Below are 19,364 nucleotides of genomic sequence, written 5' to 3'. Positions count from 1 at the left end.
GATGAAACGTGTAGGTCTGATCGGTTGGCGCGGTATGGTCGGTTCCGTGCTCATGCAGCGGATGCTGGAAGAGCAGGATTTCGATCTTATCGAGCCGGTGTTTTTCACCACTTCCAATGTCGGTGGCCAAGGCCCGTCCGTGGGCAAGGACATTGCTCCGCTCAAGGACGCTTACAGCATTGAAGAGCTGAAAACCCTCGACGTGATTCTGACCTGTCAGGGTGGCGACTACACCAGCGAAGTCTTCCCGAAACTGCGCGAAGCCGGCTGGCAGGGTTACTGGATCGATGCCGCTTCCAGCCTGCGCATGCAGGACGACGCGGTGATCGTGCTGGACCCGGTGAACCGCAAGGTCATCGATCAGCAGCTCGACGCGGGCACCAAGAACTACATCGGCGGCAACTGCACGGTCAGCCTGATGCTGATGGGCCTGGGCGGTCTGTTCGAAGCCGGTCTGGTGGAGTGGATGAGCGCCATGACCTATCAGGCCGCTTCGGGTGGCGGCGCGCAGCACATGCGTGAACTGATCAAGCAAATGGGTGTAACCCACGGCGCAGTCGCCGATCAATTGGCCGACCCGGCCAGCGCGATCCTCGACATCGACCGCCGTGTTGCCGAAGCCATGCGCAGCGACGCGTACCCGACTGAACACTTCGGCGTACCGCTGGCCGGCAGCCTGATCCCGTGGATCGACAAGGAACTGCCGAACGGTCAGAGCCGCGAAGAGTGGAAGGCCCAGGCCGAGACCAACAAGATCCTCGGCCGCTTCAAGAGCCCGATCCCGGTCGACGGCATCTGCGTGCGCGTCGGCGCCATGCGCTGCCACAGCCAGGCGCTGACCATCAAGCTGAACAAAGACGTACCGATCGCCGACATCGAAGGGCTGATCAGCCAGCACAACCCTTGGGTCAAACTGGTGCCGAACAACCGTGAAATCAGCATGCAGGAGTTGAGCCCGACCAAGGTCACCGGCACCCTGAATGTTCCGGTGGGTCGTCTGCGCAAGCTGAACATGGGCACGCAATACGTCGGCGCGTTCACCGTCGGCGACCAGCTGCTGTGGGGCGCGGCCGAACCGCTGCGTCGCATGCTGCGGATTCTGCTTGAGCGTTAATTGATTGAAGCAATAAAACAACCCGCGTCTTGAAAAAGACGCGGGTTTTTTTTGAGCCTCAGGAAAGATCGCAGCCTTCGGCAGCTCCTACAGGATCGGGTTTGCACGCGGTCACTGTAGGCGCTGCCGAAGGCTGCGATCTTTGGCTCTAAATTGCCGAACCGCCACCCACCCGGTAAAGTGCCGCTCCCCCCGTTTCGCCAGAGGTAGAACCATGAGCCAGTCCTTTGATATTGCCGTGATCGGCGCCACCGGTACTGTCGGCGAAACGCTGGTGCAGATTCTCGAGGAGCGCGATTTTCCGGTGGGCAATCTGCACCTGTTGGCCAGCAGCGAATCCGCCGGGCATTCGGTGCCGTTTCGCGGCAAGAACGTGCGGGTGCGTGAGGTCGATGAATTCGATTTCAGCAAAGTGCAATTGGTGTTTTTCGCTGCAGGCCCGGCGGTGACCCTGAGTTTTGCTTCGCGAGCCACCGCCGCCGGTTGCTCGCTGATCGATCTGTCCGGCGCCTTGCCCGCCGATCAGGCGCCGCAAGTGGTGCCCGAAGCCAATGCCCAGGTGCTGGCCAACCTGAAAAAACCGTTCCAGGTCAGCAGTCCCAGCCCGTCGGCGACCACGTTGGCCGTGGTGCTGGCGCCGCTCCTCGGTTTGCTTGATCTGCAACGCATCAACCTGACCGCCAGCCTGGCCGTCTCTGCCCAGGGGCGCGAAGCCGTGACCGAGCTGGCCCGGCAAACCGCCGAGCTGCTGAACGTGCGCCCGCTGGAACCAACCTTCTTCGATCGGCAGATGGCGTTCAACCTGCTGGCGCAAGTCGGCAAGCCGGATGACCAGGGTCATACGCTGCTGGAAAAACGCCTGGTGCGCGAGCTGCGTCAGGTCATGGCGTTGCCTTTATTAAAGATTTCCGTCACTTGCATTCAAGCCCCGGTGTTTTTTGGCGATAGCTTTAACGTGACCTTGCAGTCCGGTAGCGATGTGGACTTGGCGAAAATCAACGAAGCGCTGGAAGACGCTCCGGGTATCGAGCTGGTGGAAGCCGGCGATTACCCTACGGCTGTCGGCGATGCGGTAGGGCAGGACGTGGTCTACGTCGGTCGGGTTCGCGCGGGAATCGACGACCCGTCGGAACTAAATATGTGGCTGACGTCAGATAACGTACGCAAAGGCGCGGCGCTCAATGCTGTGCAGGTCGCCGAATTGTTGATAAAAGACCTGCTGTAAAAGATACTTGGACACAATTTGCAGAATGATTCTCGCCGGGCGCTATGCTTGGCCAGATTGCTGATGGCGAGCCGCCCTGCGGGGCTTTCCGGGCATGAAAGAAATGATCGCGCGCGGCGACCCTTCGCCGCCGCGCGCAATGCCTTACGGCAGCGACTATCAACACCTTCTCGCTGGCCGAGGAATGTTCAAACAAAGGATGAGGCTATGGTTCAAGTTCGCAAACTGGTGTTAGCAATAGCGGCCGCCTCGGCGCTGTCCTCCGGTATGGCGCATGCCCTCGGACTCGGGGAACTGACCCTGAAGTCGTCGGTGAACCAGCCGCTGGATGCAGAAATCGAGCTGCTCGACGTCAAGGATCTCACCGCGGCCGAAGTGGTGCCGAGCCTTGCGTATCCGGAAGATTTCATCCGGGCCGGTGTCGACCGTCAGGCATTTCTAAATGACTTGAGCTTCACCCCGGTGCTCAACCCCAGTGGCAAAAGCATTCTGCGCGTGACGTCCAGCAAGCCGCTGTCCGAACCGATGTTCAAATTTCTGGTTCAGGTGACGTGGCCCAATGGTCGCCTGTTGCGCGATTACAGCGTGCTGCTCGATCCATCGAAATTCTCGCCGCAAACCGCTGACGCGGCGGCGCAACCGGCACCGACTCAGGCGGTCACCGCCCCGGTCACCGGCGCGACCAAACCCACCGAATACACCACTACGCCGCGCGATACTTTGTGGGAAATCGCCGCGAAGGCGCGTAACGGCGGCTCGATTCAGCAAACCATGCTGGCGATCCAGGCGCTGAACCCGGATGCGTTCATCAACGGCAACATCAACTTGCTGAAAACCGGTCAGGTCCTGCGCTTGCCGGATCAGGCACAAAGCGCCGCGTTGCCGCAACCCAAGGCCATTGCTGAAGTCGCCGCGCAGAACACCGCGTGGCGTCAAGGTCGTCGCTATGTGGCGAAGCCGGGGGCAGGGCAGCAGCAACTCGACGCCACCAAGCGCCCTCGCGCTGATGGCGCTCCTGCGCAACCCGCCAAGGACAATCTGAGCCTGATCTCTGGCGAGTCCGGCAAGACGGGCAAAGGCGCCGCAGGCGACGCGAAGAACAGGCTGGCCGTGACCAAGGAAAGCCTCGATACCACCCGTCGTGACAACGCTGAGCTGAAAAGCCGCATGACCGACCTGCAGAGTCAGATGGACAAGCTGCAGCGGCTGATCGAACTGAAGAACAATCAACTGGCCAAGTTGCAGGCTGAAGGCGCAGCGGGTGCTGCGGCTATACCTGAGGCACCGGCTGCCGATGCGGGGACAACTCCAGTCGTTTCGGCCGAACTGACGCCGAGTCCTGCGCCAGCACCCGAAGCTGCGCCTGCCGAAACAGCGCCGGTAACGCCGGCTCCGACGGCGGCCACTCCTGAGGCCGCGCCGGCTCCGGTCGAGCCGACACCTGCAGCGTCCGACGAGCAAAAATTCAATGACCTGCTGACGAATCCGGTGCTATTGGGTCTGGTCGGCGGCGGTGCGGTGGTTCTGCTGCTGTTGCTGTTGTTGCTGGCCCGTCGCCGCAAGGCCCAGCAGGAAGCAGAGAAACACCTGCGCATGGCCCGTGCCTTGTCCGAAGAGCAGGAATTCTCTGTTCATCAGGACTTGCCGGAAAGCAGTTTCGAAGGCCTGGAAGTGCCGCCGCCGAGCGTGAAACTCGCGACCCCTCCGACCCCTCCGACCCCCGAGCCGGAGCCAACCCCGGCTCCCGCCCCGATTATTGCGCCCGTGGTGGTGACACCGCCAATCGCCGCACCGCTGGTCTCGCCCGCGGGCCATCCCGATGACGACGTGCTGACCAAGGCGCAGTCGCACCTCGCTGCCGGTCGTCTGAATCAGGCCGCAGCCTTGCTCGAAGATGGCATCAAGCAGGAGCCTCAGCGCAGTGACCTGCGGCTGAAATTGATGGAAGTCTACGGTCAGCAGGGTGATCGCGATGCATTTGTGGCCCAAGAGCGTCAACTGGTAGCCAACGGTGAAAACTTCGCCCGTGTGGAAGAGCTGAAAAGCCGTTTTCCGGCCATGGCGGTTATCGCCGGTGGTTTGGCGGCGGCGGCCATCGCTGCCGAACTCGACGCCCAGTACGTCAAGGACCTGTTGATGGACGAGCCGGAAGAACCGGCACCGACACTGGCCGATGATGACTTCGACAGCGCGTTCGATCTGAGTCTGGACGACTTGGAAACGGCCTCGCCTGCAGTCGTAGTTCCAGAGCCCGCGCCCGAGCCAGAATCCTTGGCCGAGCTCGACGAGTTTCCGCTGGACGACGACCTGAGCTTTGAGTCGGTGCTGCAACAGCAGACTGAAATCAAGGAAAACCTCGACGACCTCTCAGACTTCGATCTGGACATGGATCTCGGTGGCAATCCTTCGCCGGCGACCCTCGCTGAAGACGATTTCCTCTTGAGCCTGGACGACGACGTCAAGGACCTACCTGCGGCTGAAGTACCGCCTGTCCCTGAAGTGGCGCTGGACGATCTCGAGTTGCCCGCCGATTTCGACTTGTCGCTGGCCGATGAAATGGACGCGCCTGACGCGCCGGATGCTTTTGCGGCCGAACTGGATGACGTCAACGCCGAGCTGGATCGTCTGTCCCAGAGCATGGGCGAGCCGACTTTCACCGCAGAAGATGCATTGGCCTCTGCGGCGGATGAGCCGGAATTCGATTTCCTCTCAGGCACCGATGAAGTCGCCACCAAGCTCGATCTGGCCCAGGCCTACATCGACATGGGCGACGCCGACGGCGCTCGGGACATCCTCAATGAGGTGGTGACCGAAGGTGATGCGGGTCAGAAGAGCGAAGCCGAGGAAATGCTTTCGCGACTGGCTTGAGTGATCGATAAGGCGTAAACAAAACGGCAGCCCGGTGAGGCTGCCGTTTTTGTTTGCGCCGGCTGTGAGGGTGTCTGTCCCGCCGCTTTCGCGAGCAGGCTCGCTCCCACGGGTTTTGTGGGCAGCGCAAAAACCCTGTGGGAGCGAGCCTGCTCGCGAAGGGGTCATCACCTTCAACACAGTTCTGACGGTTGCACTGGCATCCCCGACTCACAGCCTTATAATGCCCGCCTTTGCGTACCTCAGCAGGCTGTCACTCCTTGGCAAATATAGATAACCCGGCCGCCGAACTGGCAGCCGACGGCTTTTTCCGGATCGCCCTGGGCGTTGAATACAAAGGCTCGCGTTATCGCGGCTGGCAGCGTCAGGCGTCCGGCGTGCTCACCGTGCAGGAAACCCTGGAAAAGGCCTTGTCCAAAGTCGCCGACTCGCCGGTGTCGCTGCTCTGCGCCGGGCGCACAGATGCCGGCGTGCACGCCTGCGGTCAGGTGGTGCACTTCGACACGCAGGTCGAGCGTTCGATGAAAGCCTGGGTCATGGGTGCCAACATCAATTTGCCCCACGATGTCAGTGTCAGTTGGGCCAAGGTCATGCCGGCGCATTTTCACGCACGGTTCAAGGCCATCGCCCGGCGCTATCGCTACGTGATCTACAACGATCAGATCCGACCGGCGCACCTGAACGAAGAAATTACCTGGAACCACCGCCCCCTCGACGTCGAGCGCATGGCCGAGGCCGCGCAGTACCTGGTCGGCACCCACGATTTCAGTGCTTTTCGCGCGGGTCAGTGCCAAGCCAAATCGCCGATCAAGGAACTGCATCATCTGCGCGTCACCCGCCACGGCAAGATGATCGTGCTGGACATTCGCGCCAGCGCCTTCCTGCACCACATGGTGCGTAACATCGCCGGCGTGCTGATGACCATCGGCGCCGGCGAGCGTCCGGTGGCGTGGATGAAAGAAGTGCTGGAGAGCCGCATCCGGCGTTCCGGCGGGGTGACGGCGCATCCCTATGGCCTGTATCTGGTGCAGGTCGAGTACCGCGACGAGTTCGAATTGCCTGAGCGTTACATCGGCCCACACTTCCTCACCGGTTTCGCCGAACTTGACGGCTGACGCCCTCGAACGCATTTGTTACCATCCGGGACTTTCTCGGATTTGCCTTGGGGTTTTATCGACATGTCAGCCGTTCGCAGCAAGATTTGCGGGATTACCTGCATAGAAGATGCGTTGGCGGCAGTCGAGGCCGGGGCGGACGCCATTGGGTTTGTGTTTTACGCCAAGAGCCCGCGGGCCGTAACGTTTCAGCAGGCGCGCGACATCATCAAGGCGCTGCCGCCGTTTGTTACTACCGTGGGTTTGTTCGTCAACGCCAGCCGCTGCGAGTTGGGCGAATTGCTCGACGCCGTGCCGCTGGACCTGTTGCAGTTCCATGGCGACGAAACCGCCGCCGATTGCGAGGGCTGGCATCGGCCGTACATCAAGGCGCTGCGGGTCAAGGCCGGTGACGATATCGCCGCGGCATGCGATGCATTTCCGAGCGCCAGCGGTATCCTGCTCGACGCCTACGTTGAAGGCATACCGGGCGGAACCGGCGAAGCGTTCGACTGGTCTTTGATACCGCAAGGCTTGAGCAAACCGATCATTCTGGCGGGTGGCTTGACGCCGGATAACGTCGCTGAAGCGATTGCACGGGTTCGGCCTTATGCCGTAGACGTCAGCGGCGGGGTAGAGGCGAGCAAGGGCATCAAGGATCACGCAAAGATTCAGGCGTTCATTAAAGCGGTACGCGTTACTTGATGTGACGGCTGGCACACTGCCGCCGTCCACAGGCATGGCTGAGGGTTTTTGGGGTGTACGCAGGTCACGTTTAGCTGATCCGGCCTCCCTTCAATCATCGCCACACACATGAATTTAGCTCAAGGGCATACGCGGGGCTGCGAACCAGAGCGTTCGGGCCGCCGGTACTGGAGAAAGAAAGCATGAGCAACTGGTTAGTAGACAAACTGATCCCTTCGATCATGCGTTCCGAGGTCAAGAAGAGCTCGGTGCCTGAAGGTCTGTGGCACAAATGCCCGTCTTGCGAGGCTGTGCTGTATCGTCCGGAGCTGGAAAAGACCCTGGACGTTTGCCCCAAGTGCAACCACCACATGCGTATCGGCGCCCGCGCCCGCATTGACATTTTCCTCGACGCCGAAGGCCGCAACGAGCTGGGCGCGGACCTGGAGCCGGTTGACCGTCTGAAATTCCGTGACGGCAAGAAATACAAGGATCGCCTGGTTGCCGCGCAAAAGCAGACGGGCGAAAAAGATGCATTGATCTCGATGAGCGGCACCTTGCTGGGCATGCCAGTGGTGGTCTCGGCCTTTGAGTTCTCCTTCATGGGCGGTTCCATGGGCGCCATCGTCGGTGAGCGTTTTGTTCGCGCCGCCAACTACGCGCTGGAAAACAAATGCCCGATGATCTGCTTCGCCGCTTCCGGTGGTGCGCGGATGCAGGAAGCCCTGATTTCCCTGATGCAAATGGCCAAGACCTCGGCGGTGCTGGCGCGTCTGCGTGAAGAAGGCATTCCGTTCATCTCGGTGTTGACCGACCCGGTCTACGGCGGCGTTTCCGCCAGCCTGGCGATGCTTGGCGACGTGATCGTCGGCGAGCCGAAAGCCCTGATCGGCTTCGCCGGTCCGCGCGTAATCGAGCAGACTGTTCGCGAAAAACTGCCGGAAGGCTTCCAGCGCAGCGAGTTCCTGCTGGAGCATGGCGCGATCGACATGATCATTCACCGTCAGGAGCTGCGTCCGCGTCTGGGTAACCTGCTGGCGCAACTGACCGGCAAGCCGACGCCAAAATTCGTCGCCGCGCCTATCGAGCCAATCGTGGTTCCGCCGGTGCCTGCAAACATATGACCCAACGCACCCTTGGCGAGTGGCTCGCCTACCTTGAGCAGTTGCACCCTTCGGCCATCGACATGGGCCTTGAGCGCTCGCAACAGGTAGCGTCCCGCATGGGACTGGGCAAGCCGGCCCCTCGGGTGATCACGGTCACTGGCACCAACGGCAAGGGTTCTACCTGCGCCTTCGTGGCTTCGTTGCTGCGGGCGCAGGGTCTGAAGGTGGGTGTCTACAACTCTCCACACTTGCTGCGTTACAACGAGCGGGTGCAGGTCAATGGCGTCGAAGCGACTGATGCCGAGCTGTGCGAGGCCTTTGCTGCGGTAGAGGCCGGTCGTGGCGACACGTCCCTGACGTATTTCGAGATGGGCACGCTGGCGGCGTTCTGGCTGTTTCAACGGTCAGCGTTGGATGCCGTGGTCCTGGAAGTCGGTCTGGGCGGGCGTCTGGACACGGTCAACGTGGTGGACGCTGACATGGCGCTGGTCACCAGCATCGGCGTTGATCACGCGGATTACCTGGGCGACACCCGTGAATCCGTGGCTTACGAGAAAGCCGGCATCTTCCGCCAGGGCGCGCCTGCGCTCTGTGGCGATCTGAATCCTCCACAACCTCTGCTGGATAAAGTGCGCGAGCTGGCTTGCCCGTTTTTCCTGCGTGGGCGCGATTTTGACCTCGGTGTGACCGATCACGACTGGCAATGGCGCGGTGTCGACGCTCAAGGGCAGGTCGTTGAGCTGCACGGTCTGCCGTTGCTCGATTTGCCGATGGAAAACGCCGCGCTCGCGCTGCAGGCCTATCTGCTGCTCGGTCTGCCGTGGGTGGACGCGCAGATCATTGATGCGTTGAAAGCCACGCGGGTGGTCGGTCGCCTCGATCGCCGTGAGTTCGACTGGCAGGGCAAGCGCCTGAATCTGTTGCTGGATGTCGGGCATAACCCCCACGCCGCCGAGTATCTGGCTCGTCGTCTGGCCAGTCGCCCACCCATTGGCAAGCGCCTGGCGGTGTTTGGATTGCTGGCGGACAAGGATCTGGATGGTGTTGTCGGCGAATTGAATGCTAGTGTCCAGCACTGGGCTGTCGCACCGCTGGATTCACCGCGGGCGCGACCGGTTGCCGATTTGCACCGGGTGTTGCAGAACCTTGGTGCGTCGGTAACGTCCTATGACAGCGTGGCCGCCGCCCTGGAAGGGCAGTGCGCGCAAGCGACGAGCGACGACGAGATTCTGTTGTTCGGATCATTTTATTGTGTCGCCGAGGCCCTTGAATGGCTGGCCCGGCGCTCCACGGAGGAAGCGGCAAATGGCATTGCTGGATAAGGCCTACAAACAACGCATGGTCGGCGCCCTGGTACTGGTGGCGCTGGCAGTGATTTTCCTGCCGATGCTGTTTTCCCGTCAGGACGAACAGCGCCAGGTCACGGTCGAAGCGCCGGCAGCACCGCAGGCGCCCTCGGTGCCGCAAGTGCAGGTTGAGCCGGTGGTCGTGCCTGAGCCGCAAGCCTTGCCCCAGGAACCGGTGCCGAGCGATGACGACATCGCGCAGCAAGAAGAGCCGGCGATGCCGATCGCACCGACTGTCCCGGCTGCGCCAGTCGTTCCAGCGCCTGCGCCCGCCACGAAACCGGTAACGCCACCGCCGGCACCGGCTCCGGTGAGCAAACCCACGACCGCGCCGAGCCAGCCAATCACTGCCACCCCCGGCAAACCTGACACCACGCAAAGCCGCGTCGATGCCAATGGCCTGTCGGTCAGCTGGTCGGTGCAACTGGCCAGCCTGTCGAATCGCGCCAGTGCGGAAAACCTGCAAAAAACCCTGCGCAGCCAAGGCTACAACGCCTACATTCGCACCGCGGACGGCAAGAATCGGGTGTTCGTCGGGCCGCTGATCGAGCGGGCAGAAGCCGATCGTCTGCGTGACTTGTTGAACCGGCAGCAGAACCTCAAGGGTTTTGTCGTGCGCTTCCAGCCTGAGCGCGGTTAAAAACTATCGCCCCGATTTGAAATGCACTGACAATCGCAGCTTACCGATAAGCATGGGCTCTGCTAAAATGCGCCGCCTTATCCGTCTGTAGGCTGCACTGTGCCATTTACCTGGGTTGACTGGGCGATCGTTGCAATCATCGCCATCTCCGCATTGATCAGTCTGAGCCGCGGCTTCGTCAAAGAAGCGTTATCGCTGGTGACCTGGATCATCGCAGGAGTCGTCGCCTGGATGTTCGGTGGTGCATTGTCCGAATACCTCGCCGGATACATCGAAACACCTTCGGCCCGCGTGATCGCGGGCTGCGCAATTATGTTTGTCGCCACGCTGATCGTAGGCGCAATGATCAATTATCTTATCGGCGAATTGGTTCGCGTCACCGGCTTGTCCGGGACCGATCGATTCCTCGGCATGGCCTTCGGCGCCGCGCGTGGCGTGTTGCTGGTGGTCGTGGCGGTCGGGCTGTTGAGCCTGGGGCCGGTACAGCAGGACGGGTGGTGGCAACAGTCGCAACTCGTGCCAAAATTTCTATTGGTTGCAGACTGGTCCAAAAACCTGATCCTCGGGTGGAGCAGTCAGTGGCTGGCCAGCGGTATCAGCGTACCCGCTGAGATACCGTTCAAGGAACACCTCTTGCCGATGGCCAAAACGCCTCAGTGAGTTGTGTTCAGTTCAGATCCATTAAGTAGGGGTTGCGTCGCATGTGTGGCATCGTCGGTATCGTCGGTAAGTCGAACGTCAATCAGGCGCTGTATGACGCGCTAACCGTCCTCCAGCACCGCGGCCAGGACGCTGCCGGTATCGTGACCAGCCATGACGGCCGGTTATTCCTGCGCAAGGACAATGGCCTGGTGCGTGACGTGTTCCATCAGCGTCACATGCAGCGCCTGGTCGGCCACATGGGCATTGGCCATGTGCGTTACCCGACCGCAGGCAGCTCGACTTCGGCCGAAGCTCAACCGTTTTACGTCAACTCGCCTTACGGCATCACCTTGGCGCACAACGGTAACCTGACCAACGTTGAACAGCTGGCCAAGGAGATTTACGAATCTGACCTGCGCCACGTCAACACCAATTCCGACTCGGAAGTGCTGCTCAACGTGTTTGCGCACGAGCTGGCCCAGCGCGGCAAGTTGCAGCCGACCGAAGAAGACGTGTTCGCTGCCGTCACTGACGTGCACAACCGTTGCGTCGGTGGCTACGCCGTCGTGGCGATGGTCACCGGTTACGGCATCGTCGGTTTCCGCGACCCGCACGGCATCCGCCCGATCGTTTTCGGCCAGCGTCACACCGACGAAGGCGTCGAGTACATGATCGCTTCCGAAAGCGTGTCCCTGGACGTGCTCGGTTTCACCCTGATCCGCGACCTCGCCCCGGGCGAAGCGGTCTACATCACTGAAGACGGCAAGCTGCACACCCGCCAGTGCGCGACCAACCCGTCCCTGACCCCGTGCATCTTCGAACACGTCTACCTGGCGCGTCCGGATTCGATCATCGATGGCGTCTCGGTGTACAAAGCCCGTCTGCGCATGGGTGAGAAGCTGGCCGAGAAGATCCTGCGCGAGCGTCCGGATCACGACATCGACGTGGTCATCCCGATTCCGGACACCAGCCGCACCGCAGCCCTGGAGCTGGCGAACCACCTGGGCGTCAAGTTCCGCGAAGGCTTCGTGAAGAACCGCTACATCGGCCGGACCTTCATCATGCCGGGCCAGGCCGCACGGAAAAAATCCGTACGCCAGAAGCTCAACGCCATCGAGCTGGAATTTCGCGGCAAGAACGTGATGCTGGTGGACGACTCGATCGTGCGCGGCACCACCTGCAAGCAGATCATCCAGATGGCTCGCGAAGCCGGCGCGAAAAACGTGTATTTCTGCTCGGCGGCACCGGCCGTTCGCTACCCGAACGTCTACGGGATCGACATGCCGAGCGCTCACGAGCTGATCGCCCACAATCGTTCGACCCAGGACGTTGCTGACCTGATCGGCGCTGACTGGCTGATCTATCAGGACTTGCCTGACTTGATCGAAGCGGTCGGTGGCGGCAAGATCAAGATCGACAAGTTCGATTGCGCGGTGTTCGACGGCCAGTACGTCACCGGCGACGTCGACGAGGCGTACCTGAACAAGATCGAGCAGGCACGCAACGATGCCTCCAAGGTCAAGACGCAGGCGGTCAGCGCGATCATTGATCTGTATAACAACTGAGTAACTACCGGCCCTGAGGGGCCGGTTTTGTATCTACTAAAAGAGCAAGGCAAGGAGTGACAGCATGAGTCAGGATTGGGATGCCGGTCGGCTGGACAGCGACCTCGAAGGCGTAGCGTTCGATACCCTGGCCGTTCGCGCCGGTCAGCACCGCACGCCGGAAGGCGAACACGGTGAGCCGATGTTCTTCACGTCCAGCTACGTGTTCCGCACCGCCGCCGACGCAGCGGCGCGTTTTGCCGGGGAAGTACCGGGCAACGTCTACTCGCGTTACACCAACCCGACCGTGCGCGCGTTCGAAGAACGCATCGCCGCGCTGGAAAGCGCCGAGCAAGCGGTCGCCACCGCCACCGGCATGGCTGCGATCATGGCAGTGGTGATGAGCCTGTGTAGCGCGGGCGACCATGTGCTGGTCTCGCGCAGCGTCTTCGGTTCAACCATCAGCCTGTTCGAGAAATACTTCAAACGCTTCGGCATCGAAGTCGATTACGTGCCTCTGGCGGATTTGTCCGGTTGGGAGGCGGCGATCAAGGCCAACACCAAATTACTGTTCGTCGAGTCTCCGTCCAATCCGCTGGCCGAGCTGGTGGACATCGCCGAACTGGCGAAAATCGCCCACGCCAAAGGCGCGATGCTGGTAGTCGACAACTGCTTCTGCACGCCGGCATTGCAGCAGCCGCTGAAGATGGGTGCGGACATCGTCGTGCACTCGGCGACCAAGTTCATTGACGGCCAGGGTCGTTGCATGGGCGGTGTCGTCGCCGGTCGCAGCGAGCAGATGAAAGAAATCGTCGGTTTCCTGCGTACCGCCGGGCCAACCCTGAGCCCGTTCAACGCCTGGATCTTCCTCAAAGGCCTGGAAACCCTGAGCCTGCGGATGAAGGCGCATTGCGCCAACGCGCAGCAACTGGCCGAGTGGCTGGAGCAGCAGGACGGTATCGAGAAAGTCCATTACGCCGGCCTCAAGAGCCATCCGCAGCACGAACTGGCCTTGCGTCAGCAGAAAGGCTTCGGCGCCGTGGTGAGTTTCGAGGTCAAGGGCGGCAAAGAGGGCGCGTGGCGCTTTATCGATGCGACCCGTTTGATTTCGATCACCGCCAACCTTGGCGACAGCAAAACCACCATCACTCACCCGAGCACCACCTCTCACGGTCGTCTGGCGCCGCAAGAGCGTGAAGCGGCGGGCATTCGCGACAGCCTGATCCGGGTGGCGGTAGGCCTGGAAGACGTGGCCGACCTGCAGGCCGATCTGTCGCGTGGGTTGGCGGCCTTGTGATCGAGTTGTCCACGCCGACCTCCGGTGCCAATGGCCGCGTTGCAGTGGTGACCGGTGCAGCACGGGGCATAGGGCTGGGGATCGCCGCTTGGCTGATCAGCGAAGGCTGGCAGGTGGTACTGACGGACCTGGATAGGGTGCGCGGTTCAAAAGTGGCGAAAGTGCTGGGCGACAATGCCTGGTTCATCGCCATGGACGTGTCGAACGAAGGGCAGGTGGCGCTGGGTGTTGCCGAAGTGCTGGGACAGTTCGGGCGTCTGGATGCGCTGGTGTGCAACGCTGCCGTGGCTGATCCGCACAACATCACCCTGGAAAGTCTCGATCTGGCGTACTGGAATCGGGTGCTGGCGGTGAACCTCAGCGGGCCGATGTTATTAGCCAAGCATTGTGCGCCATACCTGCGCGCTCACAGTGGTGCGATCGTCAATCTGGCCTCGACCCGCGCCGGTCAGTCAGAACCCGACACGGAGGCCTACGCGGCGAGCAAGGGCGGCCTGTTGGCGTTGACTCACGCGCTGGCGATCAGCCTCGGGCCGGAGATTCGCGTCAATGCTGTGAGCCCGGGTTGGATCGATGCGCGGGATCCCGTCGTGAGACGTGCCGAGCCGCTCACCGATGCCGACCACGCGCAGCATCCGGCGGGCAGGGTGGGGACGGTCGAAGACGTTGCGGCGATGGTGGCGTGGTTGTTGTCGAAGAATGCCGGGTTTGTTACCGGGCAGGAGTTTGTGGTCGATGGTGGCATGACCAAGAAGATGATTTACAGCGAGTAGCAGGATCCAGCACTGGTATTGAATGTGCTGCCGTCTTCGCGAGCAGGCTCGCTCCGACAGGGGCGCCGCGTTTCAATGTGGGAGCGAGCCTGCTCGCGAATGCGGTCTGTCAAAAGCCGACATTGTCAGGAATGAAGTATTTTTGTCTTTCTCGGAAAAACTTCAATCCTGCTATTGACTTAGGTTCGTTACCTGCGTAAATTTCGCGGCCTCAGAGAAGCAAAGGGTGATTAGCTCAGCTGGGAGAGCGTCTGCCTTACAAGCAGAATGTCGGCGGTTCGATCCCGTCATCACCCACCACTTCTTGAGAGTCTTGCGAAAGCAAGAGGGAAGCTGAAAAGCCTCCACCGACGCGCAGCGGTAGTTCAGTCGGTTAGAATACCGGCCTGTCACGCCGGGGGTCGCGGGTTCGAGTCCCGTCCGCTGCGCCATATTTACCGAGTCAGTTTTTAACTGGTTCGAGATTGAAAAGCCTCGAAGCTTTCCAGTCAGACGAGTTACCTGGACGCAAGTCCAAAGCGATACGCAGCGGTAGTTCAGTCGGTTAGAATACCGGCCTGTCACGCCGGGGGTCGCGGGTTCGAGTCCCGTCCGCTGCGCCATATCTGCCTCAAGGCCCACTGAACGCCTTGAAGCTACGAAGAAAGCCACTGGCTTATTCGAGTCGATAGCAAAGACCCTGGTCGAAAGACCGGGGTTTTTTGTGTCTGCGATTCAGCGTTCCCCTAACTGAAACCCCGCCCCCCTGTAGGAGCGAGCTTGCTCGCGAAAAACGTTCAGACGGCGCGGGCTTACAGAAGTGCTGCGTCATCGTTGGCGTTTTTCGCGAGCAAGCTCGCTCCTACAGGGGGGTGGTTTCACGATTCACACCTTTCTGCCCGGTCGGCGCAGAAAGCGCTTCCTTCGCGGCATCAACATTAATTAGAATCACTCTCATTTACGATAACTCCTTGGCACAGGGCTTCCAGATGAGTGATGCAGCGATGCCGAAGGAGCAAACCCTTCACGACCTGTACCGCGATCACCGTGGCTGGCTGGAAGACTGGTTGCGAAGACGCCTTGGCAACGGCTGTGATGCCGCAGACCTGAGCCAGGATACGTTCGTGCGTCTGCTCGCCAGCTCCCAGCGGATCGCCGACCTGCAAGAGCCCCGTGCCTATCTGCTGACCGTGGGCAAGCGCCTGCTGAGTAATTTCTACCAGCGCCGCAGCCTGGAACAGGCCTATCTGGCCGCGTTGGCGTCGATGCCCGAAGCGTGCGCGCCATCCCCTGAACAGCGCTGGCTATGGCTGGAAACCCTGCAAGCCCTGGATGAACTGCTTGATGGATTGCCTAGGGCAGTGCGGCGGGCGTTTCTGTGGAGTCAGCTCGAAGGCTTGAATTACCAGCAAATCGCCGAGCGTCTGCGGGTGTCCGAGCGCACGATTAAACGCTACATGGCCCAAGCCTATGAGCATTGCCTGCTGGTGGACCTGTGAACAGTCAGGCCAGCGATGCCCGGCAGGCAGTCCGTGCCGCCGCGCAGTGGCTTGCGCTGCTGGAGTCAGGCGGCGCCAATGAGCAGGATCGGGCTAATTTGCAGCGTTGGCGCGATGCGTGCGCCAGTCACGAGCAGGCCTGGCAGAAGGCTCAAGCCTTGCGCCAGCGTTTCGCCGATCTGCCTTCGGCGCTGGCACTGAGCAGTCTGGATCGACCGGATCAGGGGCGACGCGTGTTGCTCAAGCGCGCGTTGGGAGCGGTGGCGCTGGTGCCGACGGCCTGGCTGATCAGCCGACAACTGCCGCTGGATGTCTGGCGTGCCGACCTGCACACCGCCACCGGCGAGCGCAAAAAGGTGCAGCTCGGCGATGGCAGTGCCTTGCAACTCAACACCGCCAGCGCCGTTGATGTGGATATGCACAACCGCCGGCTGAAGTTGATAGAGGGTGAAATGTCGCTGAAGGTGGCGGGTACGTCGCCGCTGACGATCCACACGAAGTTCGCAAGTGTCGTCGTCAGCCAAAGCGAAGTCTGCGTTCGTCAGGATGCCCACGGCTGCCGGGTGTCGGTGTTCAACGGATCCGTATCGGTACAACCCCTGCACGGGCCTGCCCTGCTGTTGCGCGGAGGTCAGCAGGTCAGCCTGCAAGTTTCAGGCGCCGGATCGATCACGCCATTCGATGCGCTTGCTCCCGGTTGGCGCGAAGGTGTGCTGATGGCGAACAATCAACCGCTGGGCGATTTCCTCCGGGAGCTGAGTGCGTACCGCCCCGGCGTTCTGCGTTGGGAGCCGGAGCTGGAAACGCTGAGCGTCACCGGCAGTTTCCGTGTGGACGACACTGATCGCGTCCTCGCATTGCTCGCGGCCAGCCTGCCGCTGGAGGTGCATTCCCGAACCCGTTACTGGGTCACGTTGCTGCCGCGCAAAAATAGTGTGTGAAGCCTGTCCCCTTTTTTCGACTCGCTTGTCATTCAAGGCATGTGAACGAATCAAGAGAGTAAATTCAATGCCCACCGCCTTTCCACGCCCGGCTTCCTTCCGTCTGCGTCCGTTGTTGCACCTGAGCCTGTTGTTGGGTTTGAGCGCCAGTCCGATGTTTGTCACCACCAGTTGGGCCGAGGACACTGGCCGCCGGCAGTATCAGGTGCCCGCCGGCAGCCTGAGTGATGCGCTGACCCGGTTCGCCGGCCTGTCGGGCGTCAATCTTTCGGTGGATCCGGCACTGGTCAGCGGTCGCAGCAGTTCCGGTCTCTCCGGTGAGTTCGCGGTCGAGGAGGGCTTTGCGCGACTGTTGAAGGGTTCCGGCCTGCAACTGCAACCGGTGGGCGAGCAAGCGTACATTCTGACCCCGGCCCCGGAAGGAAGCAGCCTGCAACTGGCCCCCACGTCGATTCTCGGCGCGACCGGCTCGGCGGATGGCGAAGCGTATGCCGGTGGCCAGGTGGCGCGCCGTGGTTCGCAAGGTTTGCTGGGCTCGAAGGATTTCATGGAAACGCCGTTCAGCATGACCACCTACACCAGTGAGGCAGTGCAGAACTTGCAGGCGCGGACTCTGGGCGACCTGATCGCCAGCGATCCGTCGGTGCGCGCCACCAACCCGGCGGGCGGCCGTTACGAGCAGTTCACCATTCGCGGCTTCAGCCTGTTCAACAGTGATGTCGCCTTCAACGGTCTTTACGGCGTGCTGCCGACTTACACCATCGACATGGAGATGGCCGACCGCGTCGACATCATCAAGGGCCCGAGCCAGCTGATCAACGGCATCTCGCCCCGGGGCAGCGTCGGTGGCGGGATCAACGTGGTGCCCAAGCACGCGACTGACAAGCCCATCACTTCGTTCACCGGCAATTACGCGTCCGACAGCCAGGTCGGCGGCGCCGTGGATATCGGTAGACGCTTCGGCGAGGACAATAAGTTCGGACTTCGATTCAACGGGGTGAAGCAGTCCGGTGACACTGAATGGGATCACCAGAATGTCGATCGCGAGATGGCTGTGCTGGGCCTGGACTTTCGCGGTGAGCGTTTGCGCCTGTCGACTGACTTCGGGCGCACCGAGCGCGATACCGATGCGCCGCAGGAGCGCGTGCAGGTCGGTGCCAATGCGAAAGTGCCAAATGCCAACGACGTGCGCGACAACTATGCGCAGCCCTGGAGCAAGGCCAGCACCAACGACACCTTCGGCACGGTCAACGGCGAATTCGATGTCAGCGATTCGGTGATGCTGTACGGCGGTGTCGGCGCGCGCAAAAGCAATCATGACTTCCTGCGGCATGCCGTTGCAGTCACCAACAATGCCGGTGATTTCAGCGTGCAGCCGCGTGACTTCACCCGCGACGAAAATGTCCGGACGGCGACGGCGGGGGTGCGTAACTGGTTTCATACCGGCCCGGTGAGCCATGAGGTCAACCTGGCGGCCAGCTATTTCTACATGGACTTCGAAAATGGCGGCGCCCGTTATGCCGCGGCCCCCAGCAACCTCTACAACCCGGTGGAAACACCGACGCCGGTCCGGCCGACTCGACTCGATTCGAAGGTCTACACCGAGAACCGCTTCAGCGGCGTGGCGCTGTCCGACACGCTGGGCTTCTTCGACGATCGGCTGCTGCTGACGCTGGGTGCGCGCTGGCAGCGGGTCAAGGTCGATGACTGGACGGACAACGTCAAAGGCGACACGGCCTACGATGAGGAAAAAGTCTCGCCGTCGGGAGGCATTCTGTTCAAGGCCACCGATAAGCTGTCGGTGTATGCCAACTACATGGAAGGCCTGAGCCAGGGCAAGATCGCACCGTCGACCTCGATCAACGAGGACGAAATCTTCCCGACATTCGTCAGCCGCCAGGTTGAGGTCGGCGCCAAGTATGACGCGGGGGCGTTCGCCGTGACGGCGGCGGTGTTCCGGATCAAGCAGCCAGCGTACGAAACCAACGCCACGACGCGGGTCTTCGGCCCGAACGGCAAGCGGCAGAACGACGGTGTGGAAGTGACCGTGTTCGGTGAACCGCTCGCCGGTTTCCGCCTGCTTGGCGGCGTGATGTACATCGACAGCGAGTTGACCCACACCACCAACGGCACCTTCGACGGCAACCGCGCGCCGGCCACGCCCAAATACAACGTCAACCTCGGCGCCGAGTGGGACGTGCCGACCGTGCAGGGCCTGACCCTGACCAGTCGCGGCCTCTATTCGAGTTCGCAGTACCTGGACCAGTCCAACAATAAGGAAATCGATTCCTGGGAGCGTTTCGACGTGGGCGCGCGTTATGCGTTCAAGGTCGAGGACAAGAACATCACCCTGCGCGCCAATATCGAGAACGTGGCGGACAAACGCTACTGGAGTTCCGCCGGTGCCTCGGATGACAGTGAGCCAGGCTTGACGCTCTCGACGCCACGCACCTACCTGCTGTCGGCGACCGTTGATTTCTGAAGCCTCTCCTTGAAATGAACTGACGCCTTCGCGAGCAAGCTCGCTCCCACACTTGACCGGAGTTGCATGCAAATCAACTGTGGGAGCGAGCTTGCTCGCGAAGGCGACATCAGCATCACCGCCCCAAGGC

The 19,364-nt window shown here is 61.3% G+C and carries 15 protein-coding genes and 3 tRNA genes; all 18 read left to right on the top strand.

What is annotated here, in order from left to right; genetic code table 11:
- The first annotated feature begins 1 nt into the window (after position 1).
- Complete coding sequence (asd, locus tag F8N62_RS15885; RefSeq protein WP_150709163.1) at positions 2–1,114, top strand: aspartate-semialdehyde dehydrogenase; 1,113 nt, start codon at positions 2–4, stop codon at positions 1,112–1,114.
- A 214-nt stretch (positions 1,115–1,328) separates the two neighbouring features.
- Positions 1,329–2,339 (top strand): aspartate-semialdehyde dehydrogenase, encoded by a 1,011-nt coding sequence (locus tag F8N62_RS15880; protein WP_150709164.1) that lies wholly within the window; start codon positions 1,329–1,331, stop codon positions 2,337–2,339.
- A 207-nt stretch (positions 2,340–2,546) separates the two neighbouring features.
- Positions 2,547–5,207 (top strand): FimV/HubP family polar landmark protein, encoded by a 2,661-nt coding sequence (locus tag F8N62_RS15875; RefSeq protein WP_150709165.1) that lies wholly within the window; start codon positions 2,547–2,549, stop codon positions 5,205–5,207.
- A gap of 260 nt (positions 5,208–5,467) precedes the next feature.
- Positions 5,468–6,322 carry a tRNA pseudouridine(38-40) synthase TruA gene (gene truA, locus F8N62_RS15870; protein WP_412071960.1) on the top strand — a complete coding sequence of 285 codons (855 nt, stop codon included), beginning with the start codon at positions 5,468–5,470 and terminating at the stop codon, positions 6,320–6,322.
- 63 nt (positions 6,323–6,385) lie between these two features.
- On the top strand, positions 6,386–7,006 hold the full coding sequence (locus F8N62_RS15865) for a phosphoribosylanthranilate isomerase (protein ID WP_150709166.1): 621 nt from the start codon (positions 6,386–6,388) through the stop codon (positions 7,004–7,006).
- A 182-nt stretch (positions 7,007–7,188) separates the two neighbouring features.
- Positions 7,189–8,109 carry an acetyl-CoA carboxylase, carboxyltransferase subunit beta gene (gene accD, locus F8N62_RS15860; protein WP_150709167.1) on the top strand — a complete coding sequence of 307 codons (921 nt, stop codon included), beginning with the start codon at positions 7,189–7,191 and terminating at the stop codon, positions 8,107–8,109.
- On the top strand, positions 8,106–9,413 hold the full coding sequence (gene folC / locus F8N62_RS15855; protein WP_150709168.1) for a bifunctional tetrahydrofolate synthase/dihydrofolate synthase: 1,308 nt from the start codon (positions 8,106–8,108) through the stop codon (positions 9,411–9,413). The genes accD and folC overlap by 4 nt, the downstream gene beginning before the upstream one ends.
- A complete protein-coding gene (locus F8N62_RS15850; RefSeq protein ID WP_150709169.1) occupies positions 9,397–10,077 on the top strand; it encodes an SPOR domain-containing protein in 681 nt (226 codons plus the stop codon). Before folC ends, F8N62_RS15850 begins: the two co-directional genes overlap by 17 nt.
- Before the next feature lie 99 nt (positions 10,078–10,176).
- A complete protein-coding gene (locus tag F8N62_RS15845) occupies positions 10,177–10,737 on the top strand; it encodes a CvpA family protein (RefSeq protein WP_150709170.1) in 561 nt (186 codons plus the stop codon).
- Between the two features lie 41 nt (positions 10,738–10,778).
- Positions 10,779–12,284 (top strand): amidophosphoribosyltransferase, encoded by a 1,506-nt coding sequence (gene purF, locus F8N62_RS15840; RefSeq protein WP_007935163.1) that lies wholly within the window; start codon positions 10,779–10,781, stop codon positions 12,282–12,284.
- 64 nt (positions 12,285–12,348) lie between these two features.
- On the top strand, positions 12,349–13,560 hold the full coding sequence (locus tag F8N62_RS15835) for an O-succinylhomoserine sulfhydrylase (protein ID WP_150709171.1): 1,212 nt from the start codon (positions 12,349–12,351) through the stop codon (positions 13,558–13,560).
- Positions 13,557–14,333 (top strand): SDR family oxidoreductase, encoded by a 777-nt coding sequence (locus F8N62_RS15830; protein WP_150709172.1) that lies wholly within the window; start codon positions 13,557–13,559, stop codon positions 14,331–14,333. Before F8N62_RS15835 ends, F8N62_RS15830 begins: the two co-directional genes overlap by 4 nt.
- A gap of 224 nt (positions 14,334–14,557) precedes the next feature.
- Positions 14,558–14,633: transfer RNA gene (locus F8N62_RS15825), tRNA-Val, on the top strand.
- Between the two features lie 54 nt (positions 14,634–14,687).
- Positions 14,688–14,764: transfer RNA gene (locus tag F8N62_RS15820), tRNA-Asp, on the top strand.
- A gap of 94 nt (positions 14,765–14,858) precedes the next feature.
- Positions 14,859–14,935 (top strand) — tRNA-Asp (locus F8N62_RS15815).
- Between the two features lie 366 nt (positions 14,936–15,301).
- Positions 15,302–15,811, top strand: a complete 510-nt coding sequence (locus F8N62_RS15810) for a sigma-70 family RNA polymerase sigma factor (protein WP_150709173.1) — start codon at positions 15,302–15,304, stop codon at positions 15,809–15,811.
- On the top strand, positions 15,808–16,752 hold the full coding sequence (locus F8N62_RS15805) for a FecR domain-containing protein (RefSeq protein ID WP_150709174.1): 945 nt from the start codon (positions 15,808–15,810) through the stop codon (positions 16,750–16,752). Before F8N62_RS15810 ends, F8N62_RS15805 begins: the two co-directional genes overlap by 4 nt.
- Before the next feature lie 67 nt (positions 16,753–16,819).
- Entirely contained in the window at positions 16,820–19,234 is a 2,415-nt protein-coding gene (locus F8N62_RS15800) for a TonB-dependent receptor (protein ID WP_150709175.1), read from the top strand.
- Positions 19,235–19,364: the final 130 nt, after the last annotated feature.

It is taken from the genome of Pseudomonas fluorescens, from assembly GCF_902497785.1.
GTDB lineage: Bacteria > Pseudomonadota > Gammaproteobacteria > Pseudomonadales > Pseudomonadaceae > Aquipseudomonas > Aquipseudomonas fluorescens_BO.
The sequence above is the reverse complement of the archived record's forward strand: the minus strand, read 5'-3'. Positions and strand labels throughout refer to the sequence as shown.

Bases quoted from the DNA above. Each gene is read 5' to 3' on its own strand.
- asd (WP_150709163.1), top strand. From the start codon at position 2: ATGAAACGTGTAGGTCTGATCGGTTGGCGCGGTATGGTCGGTTCCGTG.
- F8N62_RS15880 (WP_150709164.1), top strand. From the start codon at position 1,329: ATGAGCCAGTCCTTTGATATTGCCGTGATCGGCGCCACCGGTACTGTC.
- F8N62_RS15875 (WP_150709165.1), top strand. From the start codon at position 2,547: ATGGTTCAAGTTCGCAAACTGGTGTTAGCAATAGCGGCCGCCTCGGCG.
- F8N62_RS15865 (WP_150709166.1), top strand. From the start codon at position 6,386: ATGTCAGCCGTTCGCAGCAAGATTTGCGGGATTACCTGCATAGAAGAT.
- accD (WP_150709167.1), top strand. From the start codon at position 7,189: ATGAGCAACTGGTTAGTAGACAAACTGATCCCTTCGATCATGCGTTCC.
- folC (WP_150709168.1), top strand. From the start codon at position 8,106: ATGACCCAACGCACCCTTGGCGAGTGGCTCGCCTACCTTGAGCAGTTG.
- F8N62_RS15850 (WP_150709169.1), top strand. From the start codon at position 9,397: ATGGCATTGCTGGATAAGGCCTACAAACAACGCATGGTCGGCGCCCTG.
- purF (WP_007935163.1), top strand. From the start codon at position 10,779: ATGTGTGGCATCGTCGGTATCGTCGGTAAGTCGAACGTCAATCAGGCG.
- F8N62_RS15835 (WP_150709171.1), top strand. From the start codon at position 12,349: ATGAGTCAGGATTGGGATGCCGGTCGGCTGGACAGCGACCTCGAAGGC.
- F8N62_RS15810 (WP_150709173.1), top strand. From the start codon at position 15,302: ATGAGTGATGCAGCGATGCCGAAGGAGCAAACCCTTCACGACCTGTAC.
- F8N62_RS15800 (WP_150709175.1), top strand. From the start codon at position 16,820: ATGCCCACCGCCTTTCCACGCCCGGCTTCCTTCCGTCTGCGTCCGTTG.